The 19927-nt window shown below is 46.9% G+C and carries 17 protein-coding genes and 1 tRNA gene; 16 read left to right on the forward strand and 2 right to left on the reverse strand.

Annotated features, from left to right (window positions below; all coding sequences use genetic code 11):
* The first annotated feature begins 17 nt into the window (after positions 1 to 17).
* The 7 genes from DESAL_RS05095 (at position 18) to fliW (ending at position 8492) form a co-directional block, all read left to right on the forward strand.
* Positions 18 to 2435, forward strand: a complete 2418-nt coding sequence (locus DESAL_RS05095) for a methyl-accepting chemotaxis protein (RefSeq protein ID WP_015850897.1) — start codon at positions 18 to 20, stop codon at positions 2433 to 2435.
* A gap of 244 nt (positions 2436 to 2679) precedes the next feature.
* A complete protein-coding gene (locus DESAL_RS05100) occupies positions 2680 to 3402 on the forward strand; it encodes a rod-binding protein (protein ID WP_015850898.1) in 723 nt (240 codons plus the stop codon).
* Positions 3403 to 3479: 77 nt separating this feature from the next.
* Positions 3480 to 3959: a flagellar export chaperone FlgN gene (gene flgN, locus DESAL_RS05105; RefSeq protein ID WP_015850899.1), complete on the forward strand. Its 480-nt coding sequence runs from the start codon at positions 3480 to 3482 to the stop codon at positions 3957 to 3959.
* Positions 3959 to 6073, forward strand: coding sequence for a flagellar hook-associated protein FlgK (gene flgK / locus DESAL_RS05110; RefSeq protein ID WP_015850900.1), 2115 nt, complete (start codon positions 3959 to 3961; stop codon positions 6071 to 6073). Before flgN ends, flgK begins: the two co-directional genes overlap by 1 nt.
* 27 nt (positions 6074 to 6100) lie before the next feature.
* Entirely contained in the window at positions 6101 to 7675 is a 1575-nt protein-coding gene (gene flgL, locus DESAL_RS05115) for a flagellar hook-associated protein FlgL (RefSeq protein WP_015850901.1), read from the forward strand.
* Positions 7676 to 7824: 149 nt separating this feature from the next.
* On the forward strand, positions 7825 to 8064 hold the full coding sequence (gene csrA / locus DESAL_RS05120; protein WP_015850902.1) for a carbon storage regulator CsrA: 240 nt from the start codon (positions 7825 to 7827) through the stop codon (positions 8062 to 8064).
* Positions 8040 to 8492 (forward strand): flagellar assembly protein FliW, encoded by a 453-nt coding sequence (fliW, locus tag DESAL_RS05125; RefSeq protein WP_015850903.1) that lies wholly within the window; start codon positions 8040 to 8042, stop codon positions 8490 to 8492. Before csrA ends, fliW begins: the two co-directional genes overlap by 25 nt.
* Positions 8493 to 8654: 162 nt before the next feature.
* Here fliW and flgM read toward each other — a convergent pair whose 3' ends face one another.
* Both flgM and DESAL_RS05135 read right to left on the reverse strand, forming a co-directional pair.
* Positions 8655 to 8954, reverse strand: a complete 300-nt coding sequence (flgM, locus tag DESAL_RS05130; protein ID WP_015850904.1) for a flagellar biosynthesis anti-sigma factor FlgM — start codon at positions 8952 to 8954, stop codon at positions 8655 to 8657.
* 58 nt (positions 8955 to 9012) lie between these two features.
* Positions 9013 to 9429, reverse strand: a complete 417-nt coding sequence (locus tag DESAL_RS05135; protein ID WP_015850905.1) for a DVU0524 family FlgM-associated protein — start codon at positions 9427 to 9429, stop codon at positions 9013 to 9015.
* 234 nt (positions 9430 to 9663) lie between these two features.
* Here DESAL_RS05135 and DESAL_RS05140 point away from each other — a divergent pair, with 234 nt between their 5' ends.
* From DESAL_RS05140 to DESAL_RS05180, 9 genes are all read left to right on the forward strand, one after another.
* Positions 9664 to 10515 (forward strand): NAD(+)/NADH kinase, encoded by an 852-nt coding sequence (locus DESAL_RS05140; RefSeq protein ID WP_015850906.1) that lies wholly within the window; start codon positions 9664 to 9666, stop codon positions 10513 to 10515.
* 7 nt (positions 10516 to 10522) lie between these two features.
* A complete protein-coding gene (locus tag DESAL_RS05145; RefSeq protein WP_015850907.1) occupies positions 10523 to 12268 on the forward strand; it encodes an ARMT1-like domain-containing protein in 1746 nt (581 codons plus the stop codon).
* Positions 12269 to 12274: 6 nt separating this feature from the next.
* Positions 12275 to 13555, forward strand: coding sequence for an MltA domain-containing protein (locus DESAL_RS05150; RefSeq protein WP_015850908.1), 1281 nt, complete (start codon positions 12275 to 12277; stop codon positions 13553 to 13555).
* A 270-nt stretch (positions 13556 to 13825) separates the two neighbouring features.
* Positions 13826 to 15271 carry an Asp-tRNA(Asn)/Glu-tRNA(Gln) amidotransferase subunit GatB gene (gene gatB / locus DESAL_RS05155; protein ID WP_041721677.1) on the forward strand — a complete coding sequence of 482 codons (1446 nt, stop codon included), beginning with the start codon at positions 13826 to 13828 and terminating at the stop codon, positions 15269 to 15271.
* Between the two features lie 19 nt (positions 15272 to 15290).
* The gene (mtnA, locus tag DESAL_RS05160; RefSeq protein ID WP_015850910.1) at positions 15291 to 16331 is read left to right on the forward strand and encodes an S-methyl-5-thioribose-1-phosphate isomerase; all 1041 of its coding nucleotides are present in this window, start codon (positions 15291 to 15293) and stop codon (positions 16329 to 16331) included.
* 220 nt (positions 16332 to 16551) lie between these two features.
* Positions 16552 to 17415, forward strand: a complete 864-nt coding sequence (locus DESAL_RS05165; protein ID WP_015850911.1) for a hypothetical protein — start codon at positions 16552 to 16554, stop codon at positions 17413 to 17415.
* A 56-nt stretch (positions 17416 to 17471) separates the two neighbouring features.
* Entirely contained in the window at positions 17472 to 18170 is a 699-nt protein-coding gene (locus DESAL_RS05170; protein WP_015850912.1) for a hypothetical protein, read from the forward strand.
* 157 nt (positions 18171 to 18327) lie between these two features.
* Positions 18328 to 19680, forward strand: a complete 1353-nt coding sequence (gene der, locus DESAL_RS05175; protein ID WP_015850913.1) for a ribosome biogenesis GTPase Der — start codon at positions 18328 to 18330, stop codon at positions 19678 to 19680.
* A gap of 101 nt (positions 19681 to 19781) precedes the next feature.
* Positions 19782 to 19876, forward strand: a tRNA-Ser gene (locus DESAL_RS05180).
* Positions 19877 to 19927 lie beyond the last annotated feature (51 nt).

The following is a 19927-nucleotide window of genomic DNA, read 5'->3' on the forward strand; positions in this document are numbered from 1 at the left end:
TTCGGAGCATAGAACACATGAAAAAAAAGAATTTTTTATCCAGATACTTAGCAGTAAAGTATATAGGATGCGTACTGCTGGTAATTACGCTTTTTTCTTCAGGATTCGGTTTTTATCTACATCGTAATCTGGTTCAGGAGGAGCTGGAAACTGATAGGGCTGAGAGTACGGCTACACTGAATACTCTTTCAATGGCTCTTACTGATTGGATTCAGAGTCAGGTTAGTCTTGCCAAGCTGATCGCCAACACCCAGTCTGTTGTACAAGCCTGTTCCTACCCTGAAAATGAAGATATTGTATCTGAGGCACAAAGGTTTTTGCAAACTATCCATGATCGTTATGGATTTTATGAAAATATACCTCTGGCTCTGCATAAGGCTGATGATTCTCTGCTGGAGATTGAGGTTAATGGACAGCCGCGCAGGATTTCGGACGGTCAATTTTTTGTAGATACGGTAGATGGAAAGACCATCGGCAAGTGCAGTCCTCAGATGAGTTTTATCAAGGCCTCACGCGAAGGTAAGGATTACTTTATCAGTCAGGTTTACCCCAGCCTGCTTCGCGGTAATCCCATCTTTGTAATTGCAGCGCCTGTTTACAATAGGGGAAAACATGTCGGGACAGTTATTCTTGCCCCCCAGATGAACTATTTTACCGATATGTTCATTAAAAAGATTCGTATGGGTGAAAGAGGAAGAGTCTTTTTCAGTGATGACCGCAATATGTTTATTGCACACCCTGATCCGGATCTGATCCTGAAAAAAGAATTAGGGGATCATACGCAATATCTTCAGAACATAACTGATGGAAAAGAAGACTTCTTTTCTACAGCAGGAACAGGGGAAGATTTTCGCTATCTTTCCATGCATGTTGATATCCCATCCCAAAATATATTGCATGAATGGTTTTTGACTGTTGCACAGCCAAGGGCTGAAATAGAAGCCGGAGCTAATGGGATTCTCCAAAAACTTTATTGGTCCGGTGCCTTGTTGATCTTTATGATCGGGCTGGTCTTATTCGGCTTAAACCGCTGGCTGGTTACTTGTCCGCTGGCGAGGGTTGTGTCTTACGCAAAGAGTATTGAACAGGGTGATTTTAACGCCGAGCTCTCTTTGGAGCGTTCCGATGAATTCGGCGTGCTTGCGGACAGCCTTAGAAATATGACTGTTACTATCCTTGGCCAATTACAGACTGAGATGGATTTATTCAAAGGTATCCTTGCAGGGATTCAGAATCCCTTTGCCGTGGTTGACCCGCAGATGCGTTTGATTAATTGCAGTGACAGTATGATCAGGACAACCGGAAGAATTGGCAAGTCTGATGATTTTCAGGGCTGGAATATCTCAAAGTTCTTTTTTAATGATGCCAATCGTCCTGTTCTTTTGAGCGAAGTGTTCAAAGATGGGAAAGCCAGAAACAAAGTGCCGTTTGCGTATACAAATCCCAACGGTAAATCCTTTGAGATGCTGATTGATGTCGTCCTTGTGCGTAGTGATAAGGGCGAAGTGCTGGGAGGAATTACTTTCTGGAATGATATCACTGAACTCAAATCCCAGCAAAAGGCCATCGAAGAGCAGAAGGACCGGATCGAACAGGCTGCAGTAGAGGCGGAGCAGTTATCCGGTACAACTTCAAAGTCTTTGCAGTCACTTATAAGTGATGTTGCCGATTCTAGTAAAATGACTTCCGAACAGGAAGCGTGTCTGCTGGAAACTGTAACTGCTATTGATGAACTCAGTTCGACCATTCAGGAAGTCGCCCAGAATGCCTCTCTGACCGCTCAAAATGCTGAAGGAACTAAGGAGCAGGCTGTCAATGGAGTGCATGTTGCTGAGGAAACAATATCTTCTATTCATTCCGTAAGAGAGCTTGTTTCTTCCACCCAAGAGGATTTGAAAACTTTGGGTCATCAAGCAGATGCGATCGGTGATGTAATGAAGATCATTAATGACATTGCAGACCAGACCAACCTGCTGGCATTGAATGCAGCTATCGAGGCTGCCCGTGCGGGAGAAGCTGGACGCGGATTCTCAGTTGTGGCGGATGAAGTTCGCAAATTGGCTGAAAAAACAATTGATGCCACCGGCGAGGTGGAAGGGGCTATCGGAGCTATCCAAAGTAATTCTCGCCAATGTTTTCGATCAATCTCCAATGTGGAAGCTGAAGTGACCACAAGTGTGGAAAATGTTCAGAAAACGGATGTAGCTTTCAAGAAGATTGCTGAGCTGGCTGAGGTTACCAGTGACATGATCACCGGCATAGCAACAGCCACAGATCAACAGTCGGCTGCAACCGAGCAGATTGCTAAAACGGCAGGTGAGGTAAGGTTTATGGCCGAAGAAACCAATGCGGTCATGACGCGATCGGATGGCAGCGTACGGCAACTGCAAAAAGCCTTTAAACAACTAAACGACATAATAATTTCCATGCATTAATCCAAGGGCCGCTTTCTTAAATGAGAGCGGCCCTTTTCATATGGAGAAGATTTCCGGCTAGTCAAAGTGCTGACTTTATGGGTGATAATAAAAGAAAAATTGATGTTTCATGTCTTTTTTGAAGTCTTAAGCTTATTAATCTCAGTGACTTATGTGTGACGGTATGCAATTTGCTTCTTAGGTTTCAAAGTGGTCTCAGGCGCATTTATGCCCGAGTCCGTGCATGAACTGGAGGAAGTAAAGAATGATAGACAGCACAATGAACACAGCTACCGCGCAAGCCAATGCTGAAAGCAAAGAATTGCAGGGCTTCAAGCGTAAACTTACCAGTCTGAATGACCGTCTTTCCGGTGGAAAGGATCAGGAAGCGGCTTTGCGGGATGCCTGCAAGAAGTTCGAAGCGGTCTTCATGGGTAAGATCTGGCAGCAGATGCGTAAGAACGTTCCTAAAGGCGGCTATCTGACCAACAGGTATGAGCAGCAGTACACTTCCATGTTTGATAAGGATTTTTCCGAAAAACTGGCAGAGGGCGGTGGTATCGGACTGGGGGATATGCTTTATGATCAGTTGCGCGCCAAACTCGAAAATGCCAGCAAATCAACCCTGCCGGGAACTGGAAACTCAACAGCCTTAAAGACCCTTGATGAAGTAGGGCGTAAGGGTTCAGTTCATGGAACCCGTCTGGCATCAATTAATAAGGGGGAAAATGACGGGCTGCCTGGAATTCCTTTGCCTAAGCCCGGTATTCCTCTCGAAGATGATGATTTCAGCATGGGCCAACGCGTAGAGCGTCAGATTGCCCGTGAGAATTCTTCAAATTCAGCTGCGCCGAGTCCCATGAGCCGGACAGAAGCTATGGCTAAGATTGAAGAACTGGCCCGGAAGATTGAGCAGGAACATGACACAAAAGTTTATGTGCAGGGTGTGACTGCTGAAGAAATTGGCAAGAAACTTGCTGGTATATAAGCAAGGTTTTGTTAAGAAATCTTAGATAAAGATAAAAAACATTAAATATCAGGTTATTAAGTAGGGAGGAGAGGGAAATGATAAAACTTATACAGGCAAATCTTGACAGACAGTCAAAGGCAGTCTTGTTGCTCTCCATGCTTCTTCAGGAAGAATTTTCCCTGCTTATGAACAAAGACCCGCACGGAGTCACCGGAGTCGAACTGGTAATTCAGGAGCTTATGAGACAGATTTCCGCTGAGCGCATGTCCATGAGATCTTTCGTTCAAAAATTTGACCCGTCCGCACAGCGTCTCGGTCAGATTCTTCCTGCCATCGAGGATGGTCAGCGCAAGGAAATTGAAAAGCTTCTCTCCAAGATTGATGAGCTCGAACAGAAGTGCGGTGTTCAGGCTACCAAGAATCATCAGCTGGCCCAGGCCCTGCTTGAGCAATCTTCTTCCATGCTGGATTTCCTGCACAGGGAAATTACTCCCAAGGAAAAGAATGTTTATTCTGCACGCGGTCGTTATGCTAATCCCAAGCCTCAGGCTTCATTAATTAACGGGAGGCTCTAATGCCCGGTGTTAATTCTCTTCTGAATCTGGGCACAGGGGCCCTTTTTGCTTCTCAGTCGGCGATTTCCGTAACCGGTGACAACATTTCCAATGTTAACACCGAAGGATACTCCCGCCGCAAGGTCCGTCTCGAAGAACGGGTCAGCATCAACTACAATCCGGGCCAGCTTGGTACCGGTGTACGTGCTGCTGAAGTTTACCGTAATTTCGACCAGTTCGTAGAGAATAGCTATAACGACAAAGCTACCATGCGCGAGCGTTGGGATACTCTTTACAGTACTTTGAGCAGTGTTGAATCCCTTTTTAACGAATCAAAGGGATACGGGCTGAACTCCAGTCTGACTAAATTTTTTAATGACTGGCAGGATCTCAGTCAGCGTCCCAATGATGCTGCTTCCCGCCAGCAGTTGCTTAGTGATACCACCAACCTTGTCAACTCGCTGCACAGTATGCAGGATGACATGACCCGCTATCAGCAGCAGGTTGAGGATTACATCAAGCAGGATGTGACCAAGGCTAATGATATCATGCAGCGTATCGCTGAGATCAACCAGCGTATCAACGTGGATCAGGTTGAAGGTCAGAACAATCCTAACGCCCTTTATGATGAAAGAGCCACTTTGGTTCGTGAACTTTCCGAGATCATGGATACAAAAATGATCGATAATGGAAAGGGCAACATTACCATTACCACCGGAGCAGGACAGACTTTGGTGGACGGCGATAAGCATTTCAGCCTTTCTTACGATGGACCGCAGAGCCAGAATAACCTGACCCCGGCTTCAAATTTTGACGGTAAAGCTTATTTCGCCGGATCAAGTGAGTTTGAATACACTCTGGAATGTGTAACCGCAGGCGGTATGGGTACTGCTGAGTATCGCGTATCTCTCGATGGCGGAACCACATGGCTTAAGAACGATGATGGTACTGTAAAAACTTTTACTGCCAACGCAGAATCCGGCGCCATTCAGGTTGATGATCTGCAGATCTGGTTCGGAACAGGTTCTGATCCTTCCACAGCACCTGCCACCAACATGTCGGTGGGCGATAAATTCAACATCGTTCCCAAGAGTGCTCTGTACTGGGTTGAGAATACCTCTACCAGAGAAAACATCACCCCGCAGATCAACTTTGCAGGACAGGATAACACCAGAAGGGTTACCGGTGGTTCACTGGCAGGTCTGTTTAACTTCCGTGATAACGCGGTAGGCAGATACAAAGAGCGCATGGATGCACTTACCAATGAGCTCGTCTGGCAGACTAACCGTATCCACTCACAGGGAGCAGGGCTCAAGGCTCACACTTCTCTTGAAGGTACCTACGCCGTTAATACTGATACCGCCGCTTTGGGCAGCGGCTCCTCTGGGCTTCCATTCGCTGACAGGCTTCAGTCCGGAAACTCACTGATGTATTTCTATAATTCTTCCACCGGTGCCTTGGAATCTTCCGGGCAGATTGATTTCAGCTCCATAGCTCCTCCGGGCGTACAGAATTTCGATCCTTCTGTTCATAGTCTTGAGGATGTTGAAGCTGCCATTGATGCATCTTTCGGAACATATGTTGATGCATCAATTGTTAACCACAAGCTGCATATCACCGCAAAGGACGGTTATAATTTCCAGATGGGAACCGATACCTCCGGTTTATATGCGGCTCTTGGATTGAATACCTATTTCAGCGGTTCTCAGGCCTCTGATATCGCGGTGAACGGCGGAGTTAACGGAGATATTGATTTCATCAATGCCGGACATGTAAACGGCGCAGGCGAATTCAACTCCGGCGATAACACCAATGCCATCAAAATGAAGCAGATGGGTATGACCGATCTGGACATAACCACCGCTTTTGACGGTACCACCAAACAGACTTTAATTGAATATTACGACGGTACTGTAGCGGTGGTAGGTGCCGATACCGGAACCGCCAAGTTTAATAAAAATTTTCAGGAAACACTTGCATCCGACCTTAACGAGAAGCAGCAGTCTGTATCGGGTGTAAATATTGATGAAGAAATGAGTAACCTGATCAAATACCAGCACTCATACACTGCTGCTGCAAAGCTGATCACAACCGCTGACCAGATGCTTCAGACCCTTCTGGGAATGAAGAACTAAGGTTTAAAAGGCTGAGGGAGAAAGGCTATGAGAGTATCACAGCAAATGCTTTTTAACACTTATGTGTCCAATATGAATAGATCGCTGACCGATTTGGTAGACAGCAATATTCAGGCACAGACTCAGAAGAAGGTGAATAGGCCTTCGGATGATCCTGTGGGCATGGCTCGTATTCTCGACCATCGTGAAACCCTTGCTACTGTAAAGCAGTACCGGGATAACATTGATACTGCAAAGGGTTGGCTTTCCCTCTCGGATACTACCCTGACTCAGGTTTCAACAATCATTACCCGCGCCAAGGGGCTGGCCGAGCAGGGTGCTTCCGGTACTATTACCGCTGATAACAGGGAACAGATCAGTTACGAAGCACGGCAGCTTTTTCAGCAGTTGGTATCCCTTGCCAACACCGAATACGAAGGTAAGAGTATTTATGCCGGGCACAAGGTTGAGGAAAATGCCTTTGCTGAAAAGCTCTGGATGACTACCAATGATTCCAATGTTTCCTCACGAAATTTCACTATCACCGGTAGCGCGGATAAAACCATAGTTGTCCAATTTCTTGATTCAGGTGATATCGGTGGCGGTGCGGACCTTGATTACCGTTATTCAAAGGACGGCGGAAAGACTTTCACCACCAAGACTCTTGCGGCCGGTAATACCAGTTTGGACTTTGACGGCGTTACCATGGATTTTGATCTGGGTACTCCTGCTGTCAATATACCGGTACAAGCTAATGCTGCTGATAATACCAACGACGCTTCCGGTACCTGGATGTGGGTGCGTCCTACTGCTCAGTATATGGGCGATGATGCGGATGGTATCAATGTAGTAGGAATGAATACCAACCTGAACGGTCCGTTGAATCAGGCTGAAGGTGATTTTAATAAGGATGTGGTTGTACGCATTGACAATACTACCGATCTGGCCAGCCAGATAGAATATTCCTACAGTCTTGATGGCGGTGTCAGCTGGGTTGGCGGTAATGTTAAGCCTGCTGACGGGATTACTTCCAATGCCGTACTGACCATCCCCGGCGGAACTTTGACCATCCATTCAAATGGTGGTGCCAATGCCTTGGCATCCGGTGCACAGTTCCTCGTTCATCCTGATACTGCGGCAATGGATGTCCAGATTCAGGAAAATGAATTTGTACGCATCAACGATGTAGGTAAAGATATTTTCGGTGGTGTTTATCAGCAGCCCGGAGCAACCGGAGCCAGCGTTGTTTTTAACAATAACAGTACGTATACTGGTGACGGGAGTTCGCCCACACAAAACCTGCTTGAAACAATGGGGAACCTTGTTGCCTTTCTGGAAACCAACAACCAGAGCGGCGTGCAGGAATGCCTTGAAAGTTTGAATTTATCCCAGAAGCATGTGCTGACCAAGGCTGCTGATGTCGGTGGCAGGGAAAATAGACTGGCTGTTGCGGATCAGGTTCTCTCCAGTCTCGAATTGAACGAGAAGGACCGTATTTCGCATATTGAGGATGTGGATGTTGGAGAACTTATGACCAAACTTTCCCAGCAGCAGATCGTCTATGAAGCCGTATTGAAGAGTTCCTCCATGATCATGAAGATGAACCTGCTCAATTATGTTTAAGAAATTTATTTAAATGTAGATAGTTGTGCTTGCCCGCAGGGGCTTTCTTGCGCTACTACTTATCCAGTGCTGAAAATATTTTCCATGGTGGCGGATGTTTTCAATCAAAGCAGAAACAGTCCAAAAGGATTATTTACACACATATTGATATGCTTATTCTGACCCGGAGACCGGGGGAAGCCCTTTACCTGGATGACAATATAAAGATCACGGTATTAAGCGTGCAAGGCCGGCAGGTTAAGCTAGGTCTTGAGATACCGGCTGAGACTACTGTCTATAGGGAAGAGGTTTACCTCAAGATTAAAGAACAGAACCGTTTGGCGCTTGAAAACACAGAGCAGGATCTTCTTGCTGCGACCGAGTTATGGCAAAAGAAAGAAAAAAAATAATCAGGACCCGTATCGGGGAAAGAGAAATTACCAATGAAGGTATCATCTACTTTTCCCGTGGATTGATCGGCTTTGACGATAAGAGGGATTTCGCATTAATCCAGCTTAGCGAGAATTCTCCGTTTCTCCTGCTGCAGAGTCTCGAAGATCCGGCCCTTGGTTTGCTGGTGGCTGATCCCTACAGCTTCATGGACGACTATGAAGTCCGTTTAAGTGAAGCAGAGAAAAGAATTTTAAGAGTGGAAAATGTCCGCCAGCTTGCAGTGCTGGTTACGGTTACTATTCCTCCGGGAAGACCTGATGAAACCACCCTTAACCTTGGCGGTCCCATTGTGATCAACTCCGAGGCTAAGCGCGGAATGCAGGTCCCGCAGGTGGATTCCAAATATCCGACACACTTCCGCCCGGCGAACGATGATCCTTCGTAGTTTCGTGGCATAAAATAAATGTCATTTTAGTTTATGCTTACCAAATTAAATTTTTAATTTGGTGTGCTCGAAAACGCAGGCGTTGCCGGGTCAGCGGTGCGGGATAAATCCCATATATTTAGTCATCAAAGCGGTGGAGTCCTTATTAGGATTTCACCGTTTTTACTTTAAGAAATCAACTTCATCGCGCACAAGGTTCATGGCCGTCTTACGAATGTCCGGCTTATATGTACCTGAGCGTACCTGTTCCCTGAGTTCTCTCACCTTATGTTCTCTGGTGTCCGGGCTTTCGGTGGCAGTCTGCCGAGCTGCGCCGAGCAGTCTTGCCTGAGACGAGACATTTACAACGTCCCGGCTGGGAGCGGAACTTTGCTGCTGAGCCTGAGTCTTGTCCGCAGCGTTGTTCACCCGGTTGTCAGAGTAGGCCTTGAGAGGGGTCTGGCTATACTGGTTAATCTTCATAATCCCCTCCGGGGTTACCAAATTTACAATAGATTGAGTTTATGCAGAGCGGCCAGCATCAGAGCATGGTCCGGTCAACCTTGTCCAGTGTGATTTCCCATAGGCGGTTCATTACCTGCGCCTTTTCATCGCGCGGCAGATCTCGAACACCTTCGGGCGTTTCTTTTAGAACTTGCACATCGCTTCCATCGAGAGGATACTCGAAAAAGTAGCGATCACCGAAATCAAGTTCCAGCTGTTCTAATATATCGGACACTACCGGATTTTCATTACCCGAGACGATGAGATTTTCGATAATTTCCCGGGAAACTTTTTCCACAAGCTCGCGACGCCTTGCCTGCCGTGAAATAGTAACCGTGTCAGGAGACTCGGACCTTTTCAGGGCACGCCTGAATCGGGCCAGTCGCTTGGCACTGGTCAGCTGCTTTCCATAAGTTCGCAGCATATTACGTATTTCTGCAGGGTTGTTAGCCACGGTACATAATCCTCCTCATACCCTTTATCGGTCGGTTCCTATATAATCTTTAGGGTAATTTAATAAAAAAAATGAAAAATATTTTTATATCTTTTACAGTGAGTTATGGTTTTATGTGGAAGATACATTAAAATTTGACTTAAAAAAATGGATGGCGGCAAATAATAATCTTCTTTATTTTTTGGAGCAGCAAACAGTTGAATCTTGGGCTTCTTTCTAATAGGAGAGTTATCTATGTCAGATAGTCAAGGTTCTGTTTTAATTGTCACCAAGTCCGGCGGAGGTGCCGCGGCTGAGCTGGGTGGAGAAATTGCCCGCTGGCTCAGTCTGCGTGGCGTTGATTCCGATATTGTAGAACACCCATATCCTCCGGCAAGGATCAATGTTTCCGCATACCGGGAAAATACCATGCTGGTCTTGGTTCTCGGAGGTGATGGCACATTTATCAGTGTTGCCGGAAATGTCATCGACTGGGAAGTCCCTGTACTGGGTATCAACCATGGCCGGGTGGGATTTCTTGCCGAGGTCCTTCCTGAGGACTGGGAAACCGCATTGGAAAGGTTTTTCAGCAATGAGCTGGATCTTTCTCCCCGGACCGCATTTGATTATGAAGTCCAGCGTGGAAATGGCATTGTGGCGCGTGGAGTAGCTATTAACGATCTGGTTATTTCTCGTGGCGCAGTTGCCAGAATCATTTCCCTCGATATCGGCCAGAAGGGTCAGTGGATTAAGAACCTGCGTGCAGATGGACTTATAGTTTCCACTGCAACAGGGTCTACCGCTTACAACGTTTCTGCCGGGGGGCCTTTGGTGCATCCAGAGCTTGCCGCCATGTGTGTGACTCCGGTTTGTCCCTTCTTAAATGGTATCCGGCCTATGGTTCTGCCTGTTGATACACCGCTAACTATTGATATCGGGGAGACATCCGGTGATGTTTACCTTACCGAAGACGGACGTGTCCCTTATCCCTTGAGTGTGGGGTATCGGGTGATAATTTCAAAACACAAGAAAGATCTCATGCTGGCCCGCATACGCAGCAATACTTTTTTTGAAAAATTGAGAAGCAAAGGCTTTCTCACGGAGTAACCCATAAGTGAGCATTCTGCCTGATTTTACATCCATTAAAGATCTTAAATACGGAGAAGATTCGGTCTTTGACGCTTGGCTTCTCCATTTCATGACAGCCAACCATCTGGAAAGTATTATTGATCCGGTCAAAAACGCATCCCCGGAACAATTGCGTTTTATGGTTGCCCTAGATGATAATCAGGTTTTTGCCCCCTGTTCGGACTGGCAATTTAACAGATTAGTCACCCCCGGGTTGGAGTCAGACCTTCTGGATGTTTATATTTTCGTCTGGCGTTCCTTGGTTAAATTGGTCAAAAACCACGTCTCCGATCGCTATCAGCGCAGGCTGATTCTCAATCTTTGCCGCCACAAGTTCAGGCAGGCCCTCGATTCATCCATCATGATTCCTTTGCGCCTGCTTAAGAATATGATCACCATTTTTCTTTCCCGAAGTGGACTGGATGATCCTTATCGCAATCGTAAGGAATTACTGTTCAGTCGGGGCAAAGCATTTGTTGAAAGTGATTTTTTCAGGCAGTCCATGGAATCCTGCCCTTACCCCGCGCTTGACTGCGAAAGTCTTGCAGAAATGCGCTTTGAGCTGGATATGATCGAACTGGAGCGGATTTTTCGCCTTTCCAGTCTGCCCGATCAGTGGAGTCAGGCTTTGTTCGGAGAGGATTATAAAATTTTCTCACAGATGTACTCCCGGGACAAAGTTGATTTTACTCCGGTGCGTAATGTTTTCCACGGAACAGAAGGCGGGTTGAAAATCCTGTTCATACCGGATGAAACCGGTGGTTTGATGGCTGACCTGCTGATGATCAAGTCCCTGTTGCGTCAGGGACATAGTGTTATTCTCGCGTTGAAGGAAGGTTTCTGGTTTGATTCACCGACCTTCTGGGATCGTGAAAGTAACCTCCTGCTGGCCGAGGCTCTAAAGGATGCCTTGTTCATTTCCGAGGAGAGGATTTCCAAAAACGATCTTCTTTCGAGTCTGAGAGAGAACCCGTTTGTTGTTATTTCCGATGGCACAAGGGAACGTCTGAACTTGATCCGTTGCAGTGTTACTTTCGCCCGTGCATGGAAGGAATCTGATCTGATTATCGCCAAGGGCTGGGGTAACAGACGCAGACTCATCGGTAACAGCAATCTTTTCACTCGCGATATCATCTGTTTTTACCGCAACCTTGAAGGAGAGTTTAAGCTTGAATTCAAGGCTAAGTCTTCCAAAGTTAATAAATTTACTGAAGCTGGTATTTCCGCCAAGGCAAATGAAATTATTGCGGAGATGCAGCAGGCCCGCAGTGAACGCAAGGCCGTTATGTTTTACAGTGCTATCGTGGGCAGTATCCCCGGTCAGGTCGATACTGCCATCAAAGTACTGAATACCTTTGTGGGCCATCTGCGGGATAGGCTTGCCGATACCTACATCATTAACCCTGCTGAGCACTTCGAAGAAGGAATGGACGCTGATGACCTCATGTTCATGTGGGAAAAGGTCCAGCGCAGCGGTTTTATTACCATTTGGCGTTTCCAGACTTATGCTGATATCGAGAAAAGCTTTGAATTAATGGGCGAACGAGTTCCCCCGGTATGGGCGGGCAAGGATGCCACCTATTCCACTGGATGCACTAAGGAAATGCACATTGCTCAGGATGTTCAGAAGCGTCACCGTGAATTGCAGATTATCGGCCCCGGTTCAGATAAATTCCTTAGAAGACGTGAATATGGAGTCGGTCGATTCAGTGACGTGGTTATCGAGCCTTAAATCAAAATGAAAAAGAATATTTCCATCATCAGATTACTGGCGGTTTTTTGCCTGTTTTCAGTTTTTCTTTGTGGCTGTGCCACCAAGGTAAGTACTCTTCCTAAAAAGAGAGTAGTTTCACAAGGCACCAAAACTAAGGTCTGGAAAAGCAAGAAAGAAAGCGGAAAGTTTATTTCCGGTCCGGTTCGTTATTCCAAATTACCGGATCAGGCATCAACTCTTGCTGCGCGCAGGCTTTCTGTGCAAAGTCAGAGTATGCGCACTTGGCGTGAGCTCGGTCCGCAGATTCGCAAATCAATTGAATATGTGCAGCGTAATCCTTCCGGTGGTTTGGCTCTAAGACGCAACGAATTGCGTCTTACATGGGGACAACTGCGTAAATCATTGGAAGATCTTGAAAGATTGCTGCCCCGACTGGACCGGAATCCGGAGTTGCTTGGCAAGTATTTTGTCTGGTATGAACTCCAGTCCGGTGCGGAAATGACCGGTTATTATACCCCGGTTATTGATGCCAGTCTGACCAAGACAGGGCCGTACAAATATCCGGTATACAGGCTTCCTCCCGATCTGCGCAAAGCCCGTCCGGGGCAGACTCATCCTTGGTCAGAGCAGTTGCGTAAGGCTTACCGGGTTGAAAATGGGAAGATACTTCCGTATCATTCCCGCCGTGCCATCGATATTGACAAGGTTCTCGCAGGGCGGGGGCTTGAGGTTGCTTGGCTTAAGGACCCCGTGGATCTGTTCTATATGCATGTGCAGGGGGGCGGTGTTTTGCGTCTTCCCGATGGAAGGTTGCGGACCGCAGTTTTCAGCGGTAGTAACGGCAGGTCATTTAAAGGGCTTGGCAGCATCATGCTTCATAGCGGGGTGCTGAAAAAGAGTCAGCTTTCCCGTGAAAAAATCAAAGCATGGCTGCTCAATAATCCCAGACAGATGTGGGAGTTGATGGCCAAGAATGAAAGCTACATTTTTTTCAAGGTAACCCGTGGTCAGCCGCAGGCTGCAATCGGCAAGCCTCTTAAATCGATGGTTAGTCTTGCTACGGACCCGCAGCTTATTCCGCTGGGTTCGATTGTCGGTTTCCGCACGGATATTTATCCAAAAAGGGGTCAACCTTCCCGCCGTGTTAACGGCATCGGACTGGCTCAGGATACCGGGAAGGCAATCAAAGGCACGCGTCTTGATTACTACATCGGGACCGGGAACCAATTCAAATATCCGGCACATCATCTGAAAAAGCAGGTGCCTGTATATTTATTGATTAGTAAATCTGCCCTGCGTAGATAAATTTGATGCGCTATGCGCTTTTGTATAAAGATTTCGCCTCCGGCGGCCAGAAGGCCGAGGGCCCTCTGGACTCCCCAGCAAGGCTTTGCCGCAGGAGGATGTTCATTGTGCATTAATGTTTAGTTTTATTGCGCAATGAATGGTTTACATGTTTTTTTGATTAACGAAATTTTTGTCTTATGAAGCGGCGAAGCCTTACTGAAAGGTTTTGGGATTCTTAAACCCTTTTGCAAAAGGGTTTAAGCCGCCGGAGGCATTTCAAGGAGATATATAATGCAGTTTGAAACAGTGATCGGGCTTGAGGTTCACGCCCAGCTTAAGACCAAGACCAAAATTTTCTGCGGTTGTTCCACTGAATTCGGTAAGGACCCCAACGAGAACGTATGTGAAGTTTGCTCCGGTATGCCCGGCGTGCTTCCGGTTCTGAATGAAAAAGTCATGGAATATGCCGCCAAGATGGGACTGGCTACCAATTGTACCGTGAACCAGAAATCCATCTTTGCCCGTAAGAACTACTTCTACCCCGACCTGCCTAAAGGCTACCAGATTTCCCAGTTCGACCTGCCTATTTGCGAGCACGGTCATCTTGATATTTCTTGGGAAGATGCGGACGGCGAAAAGCATGGTAAACGCATCGGTATTACCCGTATCCATATGGAAGAAGATGCCGGTAAAAACATCCACTCCGTTGCTGAAAATGCAAGTTTTGTGGACCTGAACCGTACCGGTGTGCCGCTTATCGAGATCGTAAGTGAGCCTGATATGCGCAGCGCAGATGAAGCTGTTGCTTACCTCAAAGCTCTGCGTTCCATCCTGCTCTACCTCGGTATTTGCGATGGTAACCTTGAAGAGGGTTCCTTCCGCTGCGACGCGAACATTTCCGTACGTCCCGTTGGTCAGAAGGAATTCGGTACCCGTGCCGAGCTGAAGAACATCAACTCCTTCCGTAATATTCATAAGGCTATCCGCTACGAAGTTGCTCGCCAGATCGATCTTATCGAAGACGGTGAAAAGGTCATTCAAGAAACCCGCCTTTACGATGCTGACAAAGGTACCACTCATTCTATGCGCGGTAAGGAAGAAGCTCACGACTACCGTTACTTCCCGGACCCGGACCTCGTACCGTTGGTTATTGCTGATGAATGGCTGGGCGAATGGCAGGCTTCACTGCCCGAGCTGCCCGCAGAACGCAAAGCCCGTTTTATTGATGATATGGAACTCAGCGCGGACGATGCTGAACTGATCAGTTCTGAAAAAGATATTGCCGATTATTTTGAAGAAGTTCTCGAAATCCACAATGATCCCAAAAAGGTAGTTAACTGGATCAAGGGTGACTTCTTACGCGAACTTAACCAGTCCGAAATGACCGTGGCTGAATGCAAGTTTAAGCCGGAAATGATGGCTAAACTGATTCAGCTTGTTGATAAAGATACCATCAGCATCAAGATTGGTAAGGATATTTTCAACGATGTATTCACCAACGGCCTTGATCCTGAAAAGTACGTTAAAGACAAAGGTCTGGTTCAGATTTCCGACAGCTCCTCTCTTGAAGCTGTGGTCGACAAAGTTCTGGCTGACAATCCTGACGAAGTAGAAGCATTCAAGGGCGGTAAGAAAAAGCTGATGAGCTTCTTCATGGGCCAGATCATGCGCGAGACTAAAGGTAAGGCCAACCCCGGTATGGTCAGCAAGATGATTTCCGAAAAACTTTCCTAACCAAAGCGAGACTTTACAAATGACCGAGCATATTCAGTTTTCCCCTGAGAAAGACGCCCTCGTACTGCTGGACCAGCGTTACCTGCCCACCCGCGAGGATTGGTTTGACTGCAAGACTACTGACGATATCGTTGAAGCACTTGTTGTCATGGTTGTGCGCGGTGCTCCCGCTATCGGCGTGACCGCAGCCTACGGTTGTTACCTTGCAGGTCGTGAAGTTGCCGGAAGTGCAGACTGGAAAGCCGAGCTGGAAAAGAATCTCGATAAGATCGAAAACGCCCGTCCTACCGCAGTCAACCTGCGCTGGGCTGTGCGTGAAATGAAACGTATCTGGGCAGAAGCCGGTGACGTTTCCCTTGATGAGCTCTGCGCTATCTGGCTCAAGCGTGCCAAGGAAATCCATGTCGATGACATCCGTATGTGTGAAGACATCGGTAAATTCGGCGGCGAGCTTATGGATGACGGCGATACCATCATGACTCATTGTAATGCCGGAGCCCTGGCTACCGCCGGTTACGGTACTGCTCTCGGTGTTGTGCGTGGCGCAGTTGATCAGGGCAAGAAGGTTTCCGTTATTGCCAACGAAACCCGTCCTTTCTTGCAGGGTGCACGCCTGACAGCATACGAGCTGCATCGTGACGGCATCCCGGTAAAGGTTGCCTGCGATAACGCTTGTGCACTGCTGATGAAAAAAGGTCTGGTCCAGAAAGTAGTTGTCGGTGCAGACCGTGTTACCGCTAACGGTGATGCTGTGAACAAGATCGGAACCTACGGGGTAGCACTGCTTGCACGTGAATTCGGCATTCCTTTCTACGTTGCCGCTCCGGTCTACACTATCGACCCCGAAACTCCCACCGGTGACGATGTGCCCATCGAAGACCGCACACCCACCGAAGTGACCCACGTGGGCGATCACCGCATCACCCCCGAAGGTGTGGAAGTATTCAACTTTGCTTTTGACCCGACTCCTAACGAACTTATCGCCGGGATCATCACTGAAAAGGGCGTGCTGAGACCTCCTTACACTGAGGCTATCAAGAAGCTTTTTGAGGATAATTAATTGATGCGCTGCGCGCTTTTGGATGATTGGATTTCGCCTCCGGCGGCTTAAACCCTTTTCCAAAAGGGTTTAAGAATCCCAAAACGTTTTATTGGGGCGGACCTGAGTCAGCTGACTCAGGTCCGCCCCATTTTTTATTTATTGTTTTTGAAAAAGGGATAATTCGCATGAATCGTAGGATTCTGTGGATTTTTGATTAATCAAAAACACAGGAATAAAAATGGATTATGGAAAGAGCTATGTCTTGCGCAAAAAAACTTGGAAAGAATTGAACCATTCACTTCGGATGTATGGTGAGAATGAGCCGCCGGAAATGCAGATTGAGAATATGTGGAAGGTGGTTAATTTTAAAACTGGTGAAAAACTCTGTAAACCCGAACGGGACCTTTCCGAATTTGAACGTGGGGATATACTTTATCCAACCATGCACAGCCCGGAAGTTCAGGCTAAGTGGGAGCGCAACGAGCTTGAATGGAAGGAAGAAACCAAGAAGTACGAAAAGATCAAGCGCGTGGCTCATGTCCGCTTTATGCTTGAGAATCCTGATCTGGGCCTTGTACAGGACTTAGCGAAGACAGAATATGGAAAGGGGGTTTTAGCCGAAAGCGGCGGGGCTATACAGCTACAGAATCGTACAAAAGAACCTGTCAGTACGAGTGGTCGCGCAGGGAGAAAAAATCTAAATTTAAGGGATAAACGAGACTCTAATATAGCTTTACTTAGTTCTGATGGCGGTATTGATAATTTGGAAGGTGCAGATTATTACTGGACAATGCATCCCAATAGCGGTGCCTGCGAGCAGTGTCAAAACATGGCTGGAGTTGTTTTCAGGCACGAGCCTGATCCGGTTCATCCGAATTGCAAGTGTGAAGTCCGCGAACATGCGGTTGTTCCAAAAGGTAAGAAGCCTAAGGATAAATCTGAAGAGAAACCGAAGGATAAGGATGGATACCCGCATAAGGATAGGGCTGATCGTATTAAAAAGGCATTGAAGCCTAGGCTTGAAAACTGGGCCGATGTGCATCGGACTACACCTGGGGTGAACGATATCATTTTGTGGGGTATTGATAAGGCCTTAAAATAGAAAAAGTGTATATAAATTGTGACCGCCTGATTTGGGCTGGTTCAATTGAGGTAAATATGAAATTGCTGCTCGAATTCCTATCTGTCTACGTCAAAAAAAACTTAGTAATTTTTACGCCTTTTCTAGTTTACAGCATAAGCTGTTTCCTTCTTCCCGATGAATGGTACAGCTATGGAATTATTCATTCACTTGTGACGGCTTTCGTGTTGTCATTTGCAGAAAATATTGATGACATGCGAATCGGCAAGATAGGTTCTTTTATCAATAAAACCATAATGGTTTGTCTTGTGTTTTTTCTTTTGTCATCTGTTTCTTCTTGGTTGGGCAGTTTTCTGGCAAGTGCATTCGGTGCATACCGCGCTTGGACAGATGTGATGGCAGGAACTGTGGCTCCGTACTCACCAAAAGAATTATTATGCATAGATGGGATGAGAACTTTTGTGGAATCAATAATATTCTCGGCTTGTTCTTTGTTGTTTTACGTTCCTGCTAGAGTCGAATACGAAGAAATCAAATCAGTCAAAATGTCATTCGTAAGGTTGCCTATTAATTTTGTTGTATTGTTCCTGTTTGGATTTACTCTTTTCGGTCTTAAATATTTATTTGATATGTCTGGAGAGCAAGTGTGGTTTGCTGTTTGTTCGGGGCTTTATATAAGCGGTCTTCCCCTTCTTAGCTTTACCATGGGCAGAATCGAATACGAACTTGAGCTGAAGCAAATTTATGAGGGGCAGACTGTGAATGATCCTCAATAAATTCTTTACAGCCCCACACTCATTGTGCAATAGGACTCCTTTAAGGAGATTTTAATAGCGGGAAGCGGATGTCTTCCCGCTTTTTTTGATATATATTGCTTTGCACGGAAGCTGTAATTTCTGCGGAGCGCATTCATTTTTTTTTCGGAGGCCAGCCATGCTGCCAACCATCGCACTTATCGGACGTCCCAACGTAGGAAAGTCCACCTTATTCAACCGACTGTTGAGGAAGAAAAGGGCAATCACACATGATATGCCCGGTATTACCCGTGACCGCATTTATGCCGAAGGTAATTACAACGGCGTCCATTACGCCTTGATCGACACCGGCGGTCTGGTCATGGAAAGCGATAACAATTCAGAAGAATTTCAGGGTGATATCTTCGAACAGGCTCGTGAAGCTATCGAAGAGGCCCAGGCCCTTATTCTTGTTGTGGACGGACGTACCGGAATAACCCAGCTTGATGAGCAGGTTGCCGCATACATCCGTCAGAGCAACAAGCCGATCCTGTTGCTGGTCAACAAGGTTGACGGTTCAGAGCTGGAAGCAACCGCCACAGCTGATTTTCATGCCCTCGGCTTTGAAATGATGGCAGTTTCCGCTGAACACGGCTTTAACCTGCTTGAACTGCGTGAAAAGGTTGCTGACATGGCCCTTGCCACCGGAATCGAGTACGAGGAAGAAGACGAAGAAGCAAAGGGTCTCAAGATCGCCATGCTCGGTCGTCCTAACGCAGGTAAGTCCTCTATGGTCAATGCCTTGACCGGGGAAGAGCGGGTTATCGTCAGTGATGTCGCCGGAACAACCCGCGACAGCGTTGACGTTACCTTTGAGAGCGGTGGAAAGATTTATACTTTTGTTGACACCGCCGGGGTTCGCCGCCGGACCAATATTACCGATACCATTGAGCGGTTCAGCGTTGTGCGTGCTCTGAGGAGCAGTACCAAGGCAGATATTACTGTCATGGTTGTGGATGCTCTGGCCGGGATCACCAAACAGGACAAGCGTCTGCTGGAATACCTGCTGCGTGAAGCGGTACCTTTTATCATCGCAGTAAACAAGATTGACCTTGTTTCCAAATCCGAGCGCAATTTGCTGCGTGAAGGGTTTGAACGTGCTCTGCGTATGGCGCACCATGTTCCGGTTGTTTACACTTCCTGTATTTCCAAATCCGGTCTCGGTGGAATTCTGCCTCTTGCAAGTAAACTCAAGGCAGAGTGCTCCCTGCGCATTTCTACCGGCCAGCTGAACAGGATCATGAAGGAAATCATCGAGAAGCATCAGCCTCCGGTTGTTAAACGTAGAAGAGCTAAGTTTAAATATATGACTCAGGCCGACGATGAGCCGCCGACCTTTATTTTCTTCATCAATGATGAAAAATTGATCAAGTCTTCTTACCATCGTTTCCTTGAGAATAGACTCAGGAAGATCCTGAATGTGAAGCATGCTCCTTTGAATATTGTCTTCCGTTCAACTTTTAGAGCAAAAGAAGATATAGTTCATAAATAATTCAAAAAAGTTTAAAAATGTTGTTGACAGTCAGGGGGCGCGGATGTATTACAACGCTTCCTGAGTGAGTGAAGCGGATCACGCTTCTTCACCACATATACGGAGAGGTGGCCGAGCACGGCTGAAGGCGCTCGCCTGCTAAGCGAGTATAGGGCTTAAAACTCTATCGAGGGTTCAAATCCCTCCCTCTCCGCCACATGAAAGTCAAAAGGCAGTTGGAGGTATCCAGCTGCCTTTTTGCTTTGAA

This window comes from Maridesulfovibrio salexigens DSM 2638 (genome assembly GCF_000023445.1).
Lineage (GTDB): Bacteria > Desulfobacterota > Desulfovibrionia > Desulfovibrionales > Desulfovibrionaceae > Maridesulfovibrio > Maridesulfovibrio salexigens.

What these genes read in the sequence shown, in the direction of transcription:
- DESAL_RS05095 (WP_015850897.1), top strand. Translation starts at nt 18, where the DNA reads ATGAAAAAAAAGAATTTTTTATCCAGATACTTAGCAGTAAAGTATATA.
- DESAL_RS05100 (WP_015850898.1), top strand. Translation starts at nt 2,680, where the DNA reads ATGATAGACAGCACAATGAACACAGCTACCGCGCAAGCCAATGCTGAA.
- flgN (WP_015850899.1), top strand. Translation starts at nt 3,480, where the DNA reads ATGATAAAACTTATACAGGCAAATCTTGACAGACAGTCAAAGGCAGTC.
- flgK (WP_015850900.1), top strand. Translation starts at nt 3,959, where the DNA reads ATGCCCGGTGTTAATTCTCTTCTGAATCTGGGCACAGGGGCCCTTTTT.
- flgL (WP_015850901.1), top strand. Translation starts at nt 6,101, where the DNA reads ATGAGAGTATCACAGCAAATGCTTTTTAACACTTATGTGTCCAATATG.
- csrA (WP_015850902.1), top strand. Translation starts at nt 7,825, where the DNA reads ATGCTTATTCTGACCCGGAGACCGGGGGAAGCCCTTTACCTGGATGAC.
- fliW (WP_015850903.1), top strand. Translation starts at nt 8,040, where the DNA reads ATGGCAAAAGAAAGAAAAAAAATAATCAGGACCCGTATCGGGGAAAGA.
- flgM (WP_015850904.1), bottom strand. Translation starts at nt 8,954, where the DNA reads ATGAAGATTAACCAGTATAGCCAGACCCCTCTCAAGGCCTACTCTGAC.
- DESAL_RS05140 (WP_015850906.1), top strand. Translation starts at nt 9,664, where the DNA reads ATGTCAGATAGTCAAGGTTCTGTTTTAATTGTCACCAAGTCCGGCGGA.
- DESAL_RS05150 (WP_015850908.1), top strand. Translation starts at nt 12,275, where the DNA reads ATGAAAAAGAATATTTCCATCATCAGATTACTGGCGGTTTTTTGCCTG.
- mtnA (WP_015850910.1), top strand. Translation starts at nt 15,291, where the DNA reads ATGACCGAGCATATTCAGTTTTCCCCTGAGAAAGACGCCCTCGTACTG.
- DESAL_RS05165 (WP_015850911.1), top strand. Translation starts at nt 16,552, where the DNA reads ATGGATTATGGAAAGAGCTATGTCTTGCGCAAAAAAACTTGGAAAGAA.
- DESAL_RS05170 (WP_015850912.1), top strand. Translation starts at nt 17,472, where the DNA reads ATGAAATTGCTGCTCGAATTCCTATCTGTCTACGTCAAAAAAAACTTA.
- der (WP_015850913.1), top strand. Translation starts at nt 18,328, where the DNA reads ATGCTGCCAACCATCGCACTTATCGGACGTCCCAACGTAGGAAAGTCC.